The following is an 11,994-nucleotide window of genomic DNA, read 5'->3' as shown; positions in this document are numbered from 1 at the left end:
CGTCGCGCGTCGCTACCGCAGCTCGGCCTCGACGAGGTCGGCCGCCCGCGAGGTGCCCCCTTCGGCCCGTGCCGCGTGTGCCAGCTCGGCCAGCCGCGCGGGAACCTCGCGGTCCGCGAGGAGCTCGTCGCCGGCGGAGCGCAGGGCGGCGGCGCTCGCCTCGGCGGTGTCGAGCCGTCGGGTCACGCCGAGCCCGACGAGGGTGTCGGCATTGGCGAACTGGTCGACGTCCTGGGGGACGGCGACCATGGGCGTCGCTGTGAGCAGTCCTTCGCCGCACCCACCCATGCCGGCGTGCGTGACGAAGAGGTCGGCCTCGCGCAGGATCGCCATCTGGGGCACCCACCGGTGGACCTCGACCCCCTCGGGGATCGCGCCCAGCGCGTCGAGGTCGATCCGTCGCCCGACCTGCAGCACCAGGTGCCAGCCCGTGCGGCCGCCGAAGGCGGCGAGGCACTGGCGGTAGAAGTCCGGCTGGTCGGTGTAGCTCGAGCCGAGCGAGACGAGGACGACGACCTCGGCACCGTCCGGGCGCTGCCACGAGCCCTGGTCGACGCGCTCGCCGATGCAGGGTCCGACGAAGGTGACCCGCTGCTCGTCGACCCGGTCGGCGTGCGGCTGCATTGCCCGGGGGACCAGGGCCAGGGCCCGCGGCGGGATGCCGGCGAAGGCGTCCGGGTCGTGCGTGGTGGCCCCGGCACGCTCGAGCCAGGCGGCGAAGTCCGCTCGGTACTGCGCGGCTCCGGGCCGGGCCATCACCTGGTCGCCGACCTCCTGCGCATAACCCTCCCAGGCGACATAGGTGGGCGAGAGCTGGACGAAGGGGGCTCCCTGCGCCTCGGCGAGCACCCGCCCGCCGTAGCCGCCGATGTCCGCGAGGTACAGGTCGGCGGGGTCGCGGGTGAAGTGCTCCCGGACCTGCTCCAGACCCTGCATCGCGTCCTCGAGGAAGGTGCGCATGGCCGCGATCGGGTCGCTGGGCCAGTCACCGTCCGGCAGGGTCGAGGTGCACGGCACGAGGCGGGCCCCGGTGCCCTCGACGAGCTCGCGCTGGTGCGGGTCGTTGACGACGCTCACCCGGTGCCCGCGCGCGACGAGCTCCCGAAGGATCTCCAGGCTGGGCAGGATGTGGCTGACGGCATCGACGCCGAACATCGCGAGGTGGGCCATGCCCTCGATGATCGCCTCGGCTCGCCACGTGACGCCAGCGAGTTTCGTCCCGGCCGGTTGTCGCCACGCCTCGGTAGCGTGCCGCCATGCCCTCACTCCTGGACCAGGTCGCCGGCCGCACGAGCGTCGTCGACGAGGTGCTCACCGGTTCGCTGGACGAAGGGGAGGTCCTCACCGGTGTCGAGCTGGTCGGGTGCACCCTGCGCGGCGGGTCCCTCGCCGGCGCGAGCCTCGCGGGGGTGCGGCTCGAGGGGTGCACCGTCGAGCAGGTCGACCTCTCGCGCGTGCGGCTGCCCGACTCGGTGCTCGACGGGTGCACCTTCACCGGCTGCAAGGCGCTCGCCACGTCGTGGTCGATGCTGCGCGAGCCGGTGCTCGCGCCCGACCCGTGCACGTGGGTCGACTGCCAGCTGTCGCTGGGCAGCTTCGGCGGGCTCGACCTGACGGGCGCGCGCTTCGAGCGGTGCGTCCTCACCGACGCCGACTTCGACGGGGCGGTGCTGCGCGAGGCCGTCGTCGACGACTGCTCGCTGGCCGGGGCCCGTCTCGTGCGGGTCGACCTGCGCGAGGCCGACCTGCGCACCGCGCGCGACTACGTCGTCGATGCACGCGATGCGCAGCTGGCCGGGCTGCGCGTCGACCCCGTCGGCGCGCTCGGGCTGCTCGCTCCCTTCGGCGTCGTCGTGGAGTGATGCGCGGTCAGCCGTGGTCGCGCGCCTGCCGTGCCGACCACGCGCGGTCGGCCGCGAGCACGCTTGCGGGAGAGTCGATGTCGACGCCGGCACGAGCCGCCGCCTGGCGCACTCGAGGGCTGTCGAGGTCGGGCAGACGCACCGTCTTCGGCTCGATGGTGCGGTCGACGTCGGCACGCGCACGCTGCCGCCGCGCCTGCTCGTCGGCCCCGGCCGTGGCCCGCTCGATCGTGCTCGCGGTGACCTGCTGCGTCGCGCCGGTGATCGGGCCCGACACGAGGGGCGCGTAGCCGTCGCGGTGCCCGGCGACATTGGGGTGGTAGCTCTCGACGATCGGGTCGGACAGGCCGTTGAGCCACTCGGGGTCGTCGCAGACGGCGTGTCCGGTGAAGGCGCTCGTCGGGTTGACGAAGGTGTAGCCGGCCTCCTGTGCAGCCGTGCGCAGGCGGGAGTTGAGCAGGTCGGCCATCTCGTTGAGCCGGGTCTGCTCCTCGGGGGCGAACCACGTCAGGGCATTGCAGTCCTCGCCCATGAAGATGCGCGGGTAGCCCACGACGACGACCGCGGCATTGGGGGCCTTGCTGCGGATCGAGGAGTAGAGGGTCGTCAGCCGGCCGGGCAGCGTGGTGCTGACGAAGCTCTGCGCCCCGTCGATCGCGCCCTGGCAGTCGCTCGCCCAGCCCGGCATCGCGCACTCGGTGAGCACGTCGGCGAAGCCCGCGTCGTTGCCGCCGACGGAGATGCTCACCCGGTCGGTCCCGGTGGACAGGGCCGACAGCTGGGTGGTGGTCACGTCGGAGATCGTGGCGCCGCTGCAGGCCCGCAGGTCGAGGTCGAGGTCACCCGAGGCGGCGACGAGCGAGGGGTAGGCGAGTGTCGAGCGCAGGCACTCGGTCCCGTCGGAGATGTACTGGCGCGTCCCCGTCCCCGAGGAGTAGGAGTCGCCGAGCGCGACATAGCTGTCGCCGGGCGCGGCGGTCGCCGGCGACGGGGCCGCGACCGCGGCGAGGGCGAGGGCGATGGCGGTGGTCGCCATGGGGCGGGACGGGTGCATGCGGACTCCTCGGTGTGGGGTGGGCCACATCGCACGCTAGGGCTGGGCCGAGCCCGGTGCGTCCCGAGCTGACGAAGTCCGGTGGGAGTCCTGACGAGTTGTCGACGAAGGGGGTGGGTCAGCTGGCGCGCGCCCCGACGAGGCGCAGGGCCAGGGCGCCGTAGGTGCGCCCGATCTGCTCGGGCGTCGTGCGCTTGATGCCCGGGTGGTACCAGCGGGCGACGTCGACGACGAGGGAGAGGGCGGCCAGGGCCGTGGCGCGCACGTCCTCGACCTCGAAGTCGCCGGCCTCGACACCGGCCGCGATGATCTGCTCGACGACGCCGTCGATCTCGCGGCGCAGCGTGAGGACCTCGCGCTGGTGCTCGGGGGAGAGGTGGCGGAACTCGTACTGGACGATCCGCGCGACCTGGTGCTGCTCTGCGTGCCAGCGGGCGAAGGCCGAGATGACGTGGGCGAGGGCCTCGGTGGGGGAGTCGGCGCGGGCTGCTGCGGCGGCGAGGTCGTCACGCGCCCCCTCGTGGCCGACGCGGCTGAGCTGGAAGAGCAGGTCCTCCTTGCTCGCGAAGTGGACGTAGACACCCGCCGGGGACAGACCGGCGCGCGAGGCGATGTCGCGCGTCGTCGTCGCGTGGAATCCCTTGTCGGCAAAGGCGTCCGCGGCCGCCTCGAAGAGACGCACGACCGTCGGGTTGCTGTGCTCGGGCAGGGAGGGTGTCGGCGTCGTCACGGTTGACAGCATGCCTGCTGGGCACGAGACTAAGCAAGCGCTTAGTCCGTTCCGCACGTCACGTCCCAGAAGAGGTGGACACATGCCCCGCAACATCTACGACGAGGACCACGAGGCCTTCCGCAGCTCCGTCAAGGAGTTCGTCGACCGCAACCTCGTGCCCCGCGCCGAGTCGATGATCGCCGAGCACTCGATCCCGCGTGAGGTGTGGCTCGAGGCCGGCAAGCAGGGCTTCTTCGGTCTGACCATCCCCGAGGAGTTCGGCGGCGCCGGCATCGACGACTACCGCTTCAACGCCGTCCTCGCCGAGGAGCTGTCGAAGTTCAACGTCGCGGTCTCCTCGTGCTTCGGCATCCACGCCGACATCACCGCGCCCTACATCGTCGCGCTGGGCACCGAGGAGCAGAAGCAGCGCTGGCTCCCGCAGGTCGCCACCGGCGAGAAGATCCTGTCCATCGGCATGACCGAGCCCAACGGTGGCTCCGACCTCGCCGCCCTCAAGTCCTCGGCGGTCAAGGCCGACGACGGCTCCGGCGACTGGATCATCAACGGCTCGAAGACCTTCATCACCAACGGTCACCAGTGCGACCTGGCGGTCGTCGCGATCCGCACCGACCCGAGCAAGGGTGCCAAGGGCATCTCGCTCTTCGTCCTCGAGAAGGAGGACGAGGGCTTCACCAAGGGCAAGCCGCTCGACAAGGTCGGCCAGCCCGAGTCCGACACCTCCGAGCTCTTCTTCGACAACGTGCGCGTCCCTGCGGACCGGCTCCTCGGCCCCGAGGGCATGGGCTTCATCTCGATGATGCAGAAGCTCCCGCAGGAGCGTCTGGGCAATGCCATCGGCTGTGTCGCCCACGCTGCGCAGATCCTCGAGGAGACGATCGAGTACACCAAGGAGCGCAAGGCCTTCGGTCAGCCGATCGGCTCCTTCCAGCACAACAAGTTCAAGATCGCCGAGCTCGTCACGAGCATCGAGGTGGCCCAGGCCTACGTCGACGACTGCGTCGCGGCGCACGCCGAGGGCAAGCTCTCCGCCGTCGACGCCGCCAAGGCGAAGTGGTGGGCGGCCGAGACCCAGAGCAAGGTCCTCGACGAGTGCGTCCAGCTGCACGGTGGTTACGGCTACATGAACGAGTACCGCGTGGCACGCGCCTGGCGTGACGCCCGGATCAACAAGATCTGGGCCGGCACCAACGAGATCATGAAGGAGCTCATCGGCCGCGACCTGGGTCTCTGAGATTCTCTGACCGACGGCCGGTCGCACCAGTCCATGGTGCGGCCGGCCGTCGCGCTACCCGCCGAGTTTGAGAGACTGGACGACACGTCAACGAAGGGAGCCCGGTGAGCACGTCGCACGTCATCACCGTGTCCGATCGGGTCAGCGGCGGCGAGCGCGAGGACCTGTCAGGTCCCGCCGCCGTCGAGCTGCTCGAGGCCGCGGGCCACGACGTGACGACGAGCGTCGTCCCCGACGGCGCCGCCGAGGTCGAGGCCGTCCTGCGCGCATCCCTCGCCGCGGGCCACCGCCTCGTCGTCACCACGGGCGGCACCGGCGTGACGCCCCGGGACCGCACCCCCGAGGGGACCGCCCCCGTGCTGGACCGGGAGGTGCCCGGGCTCGCCGAGTTGCTGCGGGCCGAAGGGGCGCGGCAGACCCCCTTCGCGGCGATCTCGCGGGGTCTCGTCGGGGTCGTCGACGCCACCCCCGACCAGCCCGGTGCCCTCGTCGTCAACCTCCCCGGCAGCGCGAAGGGGGTCCGCCAGGGCCTCGAGATCCTCCTCCCGCTCGTCGACCACGTCCTCGACCAGCTGACCGGCGGTGACCACTGATGACGGCCTCCGCCTGGGTGTCCGCCGAGCCCATCGACCTGCCGGCCCTGCTCGCCCGGGTCGACGCCCCGACGCACGGCGCGGTGACGAGCTTCGTCGGGCAGGTGCGCGACCACGACCCCGAGGCCAGTGGCCGGGTCGTCGCGCTGCGCTACACCTGCCACCCCGACGCACCCGCCCTCATCGAGCAGATCGTCGCGCGGACCGTCGCCGAGCACGACCCCGCGGGCGAGGCGGACGTGGCGGCGACGCATCGCGTGGGTGACCTCGACGTCGGTGACCTCGCCCTCGTCGTCGCCGTCGGCAGCGCCCACCGTGACCTGACCTTCACGCTCTGCCGTGCGGTCGTCGAGGCGATCAAGCACGAGCTGCCGGTGTGGAAGCAGCAGTTCGAGGCCGACGGCTCCCACGCCTGGTCCGGGTTGGGGTGCTGACGGTGCGCGAGCTGCTCGACACCCACGGCCGGGTCCACCGCGACCTGCGGGTCTCCCTGACCGACAAGTGCAATCTGCGCTGCACCTACTGCATGCCCGCCGAGGGGCTGCCCTGGCTGCCCAAGGACGAGCTGCTCACCACCCCAGAGCTGCTCACCCTCGTCGAGGCCGCCGTCCACGCCGGCATCACCGAGGTGCGCCTGACGGGTGGAGAGCCGCTCGTGCGCCCCGACGTCGTCGACATCGTCGCCGGGATCAGCGCGATGGAGGGCCCGGGCGGCCAGCCCGAGGTGTCGATGACGACCAACGGCCTGGGCCTGGCCAAGGTCGCCGGCGCGCTGGCCGATGCCGGCCTGGCGCGGGTCAACATCAGCCTCGACACGCTCCAGCCGGAGCGCTTTGCGGAGATCACCCGTCGCGACCGCTTCGACGACGTCGTCGAGGGGCTCGCCGCGGCGGACGCCGCCGGGCTGCGGCCGGTCAAGGTCAACTCCGTGCTGCAGCGGGGGATCAACGACGACGAGGCCGTCGACCTCACCCGGTGGGCGGTCGAGCGCGGCTACGAGCTGCGCTTCATCGAGCAGATGCCGCTCGACGGCGGGCACACCTGGCAGCGCACCGAGATGATCACCGGCCAGGAGATCCTGGCGTCCCTGCGCTCGGCCTTCGACCTGACGGAGGTCCCCGGCCGTGGCGCGGCGCCCGCCGAGCGCTTCCTCGTCGACGGCGGCCCGGCCACGGTGGGGGTCATCGCCTCGGTGACCATGCCCTTCTGCGGTTCGTGCGACCGGCTGCGCCTGACGGCCGACGGGCAGCTGCGCAGCTGCCTCTTCGCGCGGGGCGAGACCGATCTGCGCGGCCCGCTGCGTGCGGGCGCGAGCGAGTCCGAGATCCACGCGCTCGTCCACGAGTGCCTGCAGGGCAAGCGCCCCGGGCACGGCATCGACGAGCCCGGATTCCTCCAGCCGCCGCGACCGATGAGCGCCATCGGCGGCTGAGCCGTCATCATCCCCCGGCCCGATCAGCCCCCGGCGAAGGGCGGCAGCACGTCGATCGTCGCGCCGTCCGTGACGGGGGTGTCGTCGTCGTCGACGTAGCGGCCCGCGTGCAGCACGGAGCACCGCTCGAGGACCTCGGCGAGGCGGTCGTCGTGCGCGCGGCGAGCAGCGGCCAGCACCTCGCCGATGGTCGCTCCGTCGAGCTGCTCCTCGTCGGTGCCGGCGGCCTCCGCGGCCCCGGCGAAGTAGCGGATCGTGGCCCGGCTCATCGGTGCTCCTGCGGCTCGTCGGTGTCGTCGGCCCCCGGCAGGGTCGCCTCCAGCGTGATGCGCAGGGCGTCGAGGTCGACGGGGCGGCCCTGCTCCTGCAGCCGGCCCACGGCGAGACCGAGGACGTAGGCACCGACCGGCGCCATCGGGCGCTCGAAGCCGTGGGCGATCGTCTTCGTCATGTCGAGGATGCTGCGAACGTCGACCGACTCGGGGTCGAGCCCCAGTGCGGCACAGGCTTGCTCGATCCAGTCGGCCCAGCGCTCCTGCGCCTGCTGGTCCTCGGTCTGCGGGCTCATCGCTCCTCCTGCTGCCCGGGCTCCGACGCGGGCTCCTGCGGGTGCTCGAGCCGCTCGGCCCACCGGGCCAGCTCGGCCCAGGTGTCGATGTCGGCGACGTCGTCGCGGCTCGCCGGCAGGGTGACGAGCGTCGCCTCCGCGAAGAGCTCGCGCAGCGACCGGTCGCGCGGCGAGCCGAGTCGCTCGAGCCCCTGGCGCAACGCGCTCGTGCGGTGGATGCCGAGCAGCCACTGGGGACGGTCGTCGGCGTCGGCGAGGCACCAGCCGTCGTGCTCGTCGGTGGTGACCTCGTCGCTGCGGACCGCGAAGGACCACGCCGCGAGCAGCCGCCCGAGTGCCGGGAGGGGGTTGGCGAGGTCGCACGAGGCGAGCAGCGTCCACTCGGCCGTCGAGCCGGCGGCCTCGAGCGCGGACAGACCGGCGGCGAGCCCGGCCACCGGCCCGCCCCGCGGCGGGTCCTCGACGGTGCGGTGCACCCCGTCGGGCACGTCGACGTCACCGACGACGGCGATATCCTGCGCATCGGCCACCGCGACGAGCACCCGGTCGAGCAGGCGCTGCCCGTCGAGCTCGAGGTCGGCCTTGCTCGCCCCGCCGAGACGGGAGCCGGTGCCGCCGGCGAGGATGACGGCGTCGAAGGGGGTGGGGTCGCTCATGAGTCCTCCCGGGTCCAGGTGCCGCTGCGGCCGCCGGTCTTCTCCAGCAGCCTGATGTCGGTGACGTGGGCGCTGCGATCGCGCCCCTTGACCATGTCGATGACGGCGAGGGCGGCGACGCTGACGCTCGTCAGGGCCTCCATCTCGACGCCGGTGCGGTCGGCGGTGCGCACGGTCGCGGTGATGTCGACGCCGGTGTCGGTGATCGTCAAGTCGACGACGGCGCCGTGCACGCCGATGACGTGCGCGAGAGGGAGCAGCTCGGGGTCTTCTTCGCCGCCTGGATGCCGGCGATGCGCGCGACGGCGAGCACGTCCCCTTCGGCACGGCGCCGTCCCGCAGCAGCGCGACGGTCTCGGGGGAGGTGACGACGCGACCGGCAGCGGTGGCAGCGCGCACGGTCGGCTGCTTGTCGGTCACGTCGACCATCCGGGCGCGGCCGGACTCGTCGAGGTGGGTCAGCGGGTGCTCCATCTACAGGCTCCTGATCTCGAGGAGGTCGCCGGGCGTGACGGTGTCGGTGTCCTCGGCCACGACGGCCAGCGCGTCGGCGCCGGCCAGGGAGGTCACGAGGTGCGATGCCGAGCCACGTCGGTGGGTCGGGGTGGCGACGAGGCGACCGGTCTCGTCGCTCGTCAGGTGCACGGGCACGTGCTGACGACGACCGGCGGGGGAGCGCCAGCCGGACCCGGCGACTGCCGTGGTCGGGCCGGCCACCGGCGTGCGACCGAGCAGGTGGTCGACGAGCGGCCGGCCGAAGACCTCGAAGCTGATCGCCGTGCTCATGGGGTTGCCCGGCAGCGCCAGCACCGGGACACCACGCCAGCGGGCCCACCCCTGCGGCTTGCCGGGCTGCATCCGCACGTGGCGGAACGTACCGCCGGCGTCGCGCTCGAGGACGATCCGCGAGACGTCGAAGTCGCCGACGCTCACCCCGCCGGTGAGCAGGACGAGGTCGGCCCCCTCGGTGAGCGCGTCGAGGCCGGCGACGAAGTCCTCGGCGTCGTCGGCGAGCACCTGCGTGGCGCGCACGTCGGCACCGAGCTCGGTGAGGGTGGCCGTCAGGTGGGTGCCGTTGGACTCGAAGATCTGCCCGCGCGCGAGCTCACCGCCGGGGGAGACCAGCTCGTCGCCGGTCGCGGCGACGGCGACGACCGGCCGTCGCCGCACGAGGACCGAGCCGGCGCCGGCGGCCGCGAGCGACCCGAGGACGCGGGCGGTGACGGTCGTGCCGGCGCCGGCGATCGTCTGACCGCCGCGCACGTCCTCGCCGGCGCCGCGCACGTGTGCCCCGCGCTCGCCGACCTCGTCGATGCGGACCACGTCCGTGCCCGCGTCGGTCCGCTCGACCGGCACGACGGTGTCGGCGTCGGTGGGCAGCGGGGCGCCGGTCATGATCCGGACGCACTCGCCCGGGGCGATCGCCGGGTCGTCGGGCGACCCGGCGGGCACGTCGCCGACGACCCGCAGGGTGGCCGGCAGGCTCGTCAGGTCCGCCAGCCGCACGGCATAGCCGTCCATCGCCGAGTTGGCGAAGGCCGGCACGTCGCCGCGCGCGGTCACCGGCTCGGCGAGCACGCGGCCGAGTGCCTCGGTCAGGGGCACCGTCTCGGTCTGCGCGATGGGGCCCGCCCCGGCGAGCAGGTCGGTGAGCAGCTCGTCGAGGTACTCCTCGACGGTGAGCAGCAGGCGCTGCGTCGTCATGTCGTCTCCTCGTGCGGCACGGGGTCGGGCCACGTGAGCATCCCACCATCGAGGACGAGCAGGCGCTCGTGACCCCGCGCCCGCAGCGCAGCGGCGGCGAGCCGGGCGCGGGGACCGGCACGGCAGACGAGCACGACCTCGCGGTCGCTCGGGACGTCGCGGGTCGAGGCGGGGTCGGAGAGCAGGTCGGCCACCGGGATGTGCACGGCTCCGGCGACAGTGCCCTCGGCCAGCTCGTGGGCGTCGCGCACGTCGATGACGAAGGGGGCCTCGCCCCCGGCGAGGCGAGCGGCCAGCTCGGCGGGGGAGACGTGCTCGACGTCGGTGGGCGTCGACTCCTCGACGTCGGTGGCGGCGTCGGTGGGCGACGACGCAGGGGCGCGGCGCGGGCGGTCGTGCCGGGGCAGGAGCGGGATCTCCCGCTGGGTGGCGGTGAGCACGTCCACGAAGAGGAGCCGTCCCAGCAGGGGCTCGCCGCAGCCGGTGATGAGCTTGATCGCCTCCGTCGCCATCATCGAGCCGATCTGCCCGACGAGCGGGCCGAGCACACCGGCGTCGCCGCAGGCGGGCACGCTGCCGGGTGCGGGCGGCACGGGGAAGAGGTCGCGCAACCCCGGCGCGGGGACGCCCTCGGGGGCCGCGGTCCAGAAGACGGTGACGTGGGCCTCGGTGCGCAAGACCGCGGCCCAGACGAGCGGCAGCCCGAGGGCATCGCAGGCGTCGGCGACGGCATAGCGCGTGTCGAAGCTGTCGCTCCCGTCGAGGACGAGGTCGTGACCGGCGAGGATCTCCCGGGCGTTCGTCGGGTCGAGCCTCCGGTCGACCGGGGTGACCGCCACGTCGGGGTTGAGCGCGCGCAGCCGCTCGACGGCGCTGTCGGTCTTGGCCCGCCCGATGTCGTCGGCGGAGTGCAGCACCTGCCGCTGCAGGTTGGACTCCTCGACGACGTCGTCGTCGATCAGGGTGATCGACCCGACGCCCGCGGCGGCGAGGTAGAGGAGCGAAGGGGAGCCCAGGCCCCCCGCGCCGACGATGGCGATGCGGGCGGCGAGGAGGCGACGTTGACCCCCTTCGCCGATGGCAGGCATGAGCAGGTGGCGCGAGTAGCGGGCCACCTGGTCGGCCGTGAGGGCCGGCCCGGGAGAGACGAGCGGGGGGAGCGTCATGCCGAGACCGTCACCCTGTCACGGGCCAGCGGTCTGGGCGCCGGGACGCTGCTTGATGCGGACCATCGCCTCCTGGGCGATCGTCGCGACGAGGACACCCGTCTCGGTGTAGACCTTGCCCACCATGAGCCCGCGGCCGGAGCGCGTGGAGGGCGACTCCTGCTCGTAGAGCAGCCACTCGCCGGGGTCGACGGGGCGGTGGAACCAGATCGTGTGGTCGATCGTCGCCGGGGTCAGGCCGGGCTGGGTCCAGGACAGCCCGTGGGCCCGCAGCATCACGTCGATCGGCGTGTAGTCGGAGGCGAAGGCCAGGACCGCACAGCGGGTCAGCTGGTCGTGCGGCAGCTGGGCGACGGTGCGGAACCACACCCGCTGGCGGCCCTCGTGGTCGGGCGCGGGGACCGCGAGGATGTCGCCGTCGACATAGCGGTGGTCGACGGGTCGCGTGGTGATGTACTTCGCCCGCGGGTGATCGACGCCGGCGTACTTGTCCGAGACCGACACCAGCTCGTCGGGCCCGGGGACGTCGGGCATCGGCAGGTGGTGGTCGAGACCGTCGGAGGGGTCCTGGAAGGACGCGGTCATCGACAGGATCGGACGGCCGTGCTGGAGCGCGTGGACCCGGCGGGTCGAGAAGGAGCGCCCGTCGCGCATCCGCTCGACGGCGAAGCGGATCGGCAGGCTCGAGTCGCCCGGACGCATGAAGTAGGCGTGCAGCGAGTGCGGCATGCGGTGCGGCAGCTCGTCGTTGACCGTGCGGCCGGCCGCGACGAGGGCCTGGGCGAGGACCTGCCCGCCGAAGACCCGTCCGTGCGGCATCGCGATGCTCTCACCCTCGTAGACGTCGGCCGAGCTGGCGCCGAGCTCGCCGACCCCCTCAGGACCCTCGACGCGGATCGTCGCGTGGCCGACCTCCTCGAGGTCGAGCGTGGACAGGGCGGTGCTCAGGGCAACGCGCTGGGCGTGCTCGATCGACTCGTCGGCCATGCTGC

The 11,994-nt window shown here is 73.1% G+C and carries 14 protein-coding genes and 1 pseudogene; 5 read left to right on the top strand and 10 right to left on the bottom strand.

Annotated elements, in window-relative coordinates:
* Positions 1 to 12: 12 nt before the first annotated feature.
* Positions 13 to 1,170, bottom strand: coding sequence for a macrolide family glycosyltransferase (locus NMQ01_RS10595; RefSeq protein WP_255183901.1), 1,158 nt, complete (start codon positions 1,168 to 1,170; stop codon positions 13 to 15).
* 86 nt (positions 1,171 to 1,256) lie between these two features.
* Here NMQ01_RS10595 and NMQ01_RS10590 point away from each other — a divergent pair, with 86 nt between their 5' ends.
* A complete protein-coding gene (locus tag NMQ01_RS10590; protein WP_255183900.1) occupies positions 1,257 to 1,862 on the top strand; it encodes a pentapeptide repeat-containing protein in 606 nt (201 codons plus the stop codon).
* A 7-nt stretch (positions 1,863 to 1,869) separates the two neighbouring features.
* Here the strand turns inward: NMQ01_RS10590 and NMQ01_RS10585 are convergent, their stop codons facing one another.
* Both NMQ01_RS10585 and NMQ01_RS10580 read right to left on the bottom strand, forming a co-directional pair.
* Positions 1,870 to 2,916, bottom strand: coding sequence for an SGNH/GDSL hydrolase family protein (locus NMQ01_RS10585; RefSeq protein WP_255183899.1), 1,047 nt, complete (start codon positions 2,914 to 2,916; stop codon positions 1,870 to 1,872).
* A 118-nt stretch (positions 2,917 to 3,034) separates the two neighbouring features.
* Complete coding sequence (locus NMQ01_RS10580) at positions 3,035 to 3,646, bottom strand: TetR/AcrR family transcriptional regulator (protein ID WP_255183898.1); 612 nt, start codon at positions 3,644 to 3,646, stop codon at positions 3,035 to 3,037.
* An 82-nt stretch (positions 3,647 to 3,728) separates the two neighbouring features.
* On the opposite strand from NMQ01_RS10580, the gene NMQ01_RS10575 reads away from it, so the two are divergent.
* From NMQ01_RS10575 to moaA, 4 genes are all read left to right on the top strand, one after another.
* Positions 3,729 to 4,883, top strand: a complete 1,155-nt coding sequence (locus NMQ01_RS10575; RefSeq protein WP_255183897.1) for an acyl-CoA dehydrogenase family protein — start codon at positions 3,729 to 3,731, stop codon at positions 4,881 to 4,883.
* 104 nt (positions 4,884 to 4,987) lie between these two features.
* A complete protein-coding gene (locus tag NMQ01_RS10570) occupies positions 4,988 to 5,476 on the top strand; it encodes a molybdenum cofactor biosynthesis protein B (RefSeq protein ID WP_255183896.1) in 489 nt (162 codons plus the stop codon).
* Positions 5,476 to 5,910 (top strand): molybdenum cofactor biosynthesis protein MoaE, encoded by a 435-nt coding sequence (locus NMQ01_RS10565; protein ID WP_255183895.1) that lies wholly within the window; start codon positions 5,476 to 5,478, stop codon positions 5,908 to 5,910. Before NMQ01_RS10570 ends, NMQ01_RS10565 begins: the two co-directional genes overlap by 1 nt.
* The gene (moaA, locus tag NMQ01_RS10560; RefSeq protein ID WP_255186360.1) at positions 5,907 to 6,908 is read left to right on the top strand and encodes a GTP 3',8-cyclase MoaA; all 1,002 of its coding nucleotides are present in this window, start codon (positions 5,907 to 5,909) and stop codon (positions 6,906 to 6,908) included. Before NMQ01_RS10565 ends, moaA begins: the two co-directional genes overlap by 4 nt.
* Positions 6,909 to 6,931: 23 nt before the next feature.
* Here moaA and NMQ01_RS10555 read toward each other — a convergent pair whose 3' ends face one another.
* The 7 genes and pseudogenes from NMQ01_RS10555 to NMQ01_RS10525 all read right to left on the bottom strand — a co-directional run bounded on the left by NMQ01_RS10555 (position 6,932) and on the right by NMQ01_RS10525 (position 11,989).
* Positions 6,932 to 7,177, bottom strand: coding sequence for a MoaD/ThiS family protein (locus NMQ01_RS10555; RefSeq protein ID WP_255183894.1), 246 nt, complete (start codon positions 7,175 to 7,177; stop codon positions 6,932 to 6,934).
* The gene (locus NMQ01_RS10550; protein ID WP_255183893.1) at positions 7,174 to 7,476 is read right to left on the bottom strand and encodes a DUF6457 domain-containing protein; all 303 of its coding nucleotides are present in this window, start codon (positions 7,474 to 7,476) and stop codon (positions 7,174 to 7,176) included. Before NMQ01_RS10550 ends, NMQ01_RS10555 begins: the two co-directional genes overlap by 4 nt.
* Positions 7,473 to 8,132: a molybdenum cofactor guanylyltransferase gene (locus NMQ01_RS10545; RefSeq protein WP_255183892.1), complete on the bottom strand. Its 660-nt coding sequence runs from the start codon at positions 8,130 to 8,132 to the stop codon at positions 7,473 to 7,475. Before NMQ01_RS10545 ends, NMQ01_RS10550 begins: the two co-directional genes overlap by 4 nt.
* Positions 8,129 to 8,606 (bottom strand): annotated as a pseudogene (gene moaC / locus NMQ01_RS10540) (cyclic pyranopterin monophosphate synthase MoaC). Before moaC ends, NMQ01_RS10545 begins: the two are co-directional and overlap by 4 nt.
* Positions 8,607 to 9,836 (bottom strand): gephyrin-like molybdotransferase Glp, encoded by a 1,230-nt coding sequence (gene glp, locus NMQ01_RS10535; protein WP_255183891.1) that lies wholly within the window; start codon positions 9,834 to 9,836, stop codon positions 8,607 to 8,609.
* Positions 9,833 to 11,002: a ThiF family adenylyltransferase gene (locus tag NMQ01_RS10530; RefSeq protein ID WP_255183890.1), complete on the bottom strand. Its 1,170-nt coding sequence runs from the start codon at positions 11,000 to 11,002 to the stop codon at positions 9,833 to 9,835. The genes glp and NMQ01_RS10530 overlap by 4 nt, the downstream gene beginning before the upstream one ends.
* A gap of 18 nt (positions 11,003 to 11,020) precedes the next feature.
* Positions 11,021 to 11,989 carry an acyl-CoA thioesterase II gene (locus NMQ01_RS10525; RefSeq protein WP_255183889.1) on the bottom strand — a complete coding sequence of 323 codons (969 nt, stop codon included), beginning with the start codon at positions 11,987 to 11,989 and terminating at the stop codon, positions 11,021 to 11,023.
* Positions 11,990 to 11,994 lie beyond the last annotated feature (5 nt).

This window comes from Janibacter sp. CX7 (genome assembly GCF_024362365.1).
GTDB lineage: Bacteria > Actinomycetota > Actinomycetes > Actinomycetales > Dermatophilaceae > Janibacter.
The sequence above is the reverse complement of the archived record's forward strand: the minus strand, read 5'-3'. Positions and strand labels throughout refer to the sequence as shown.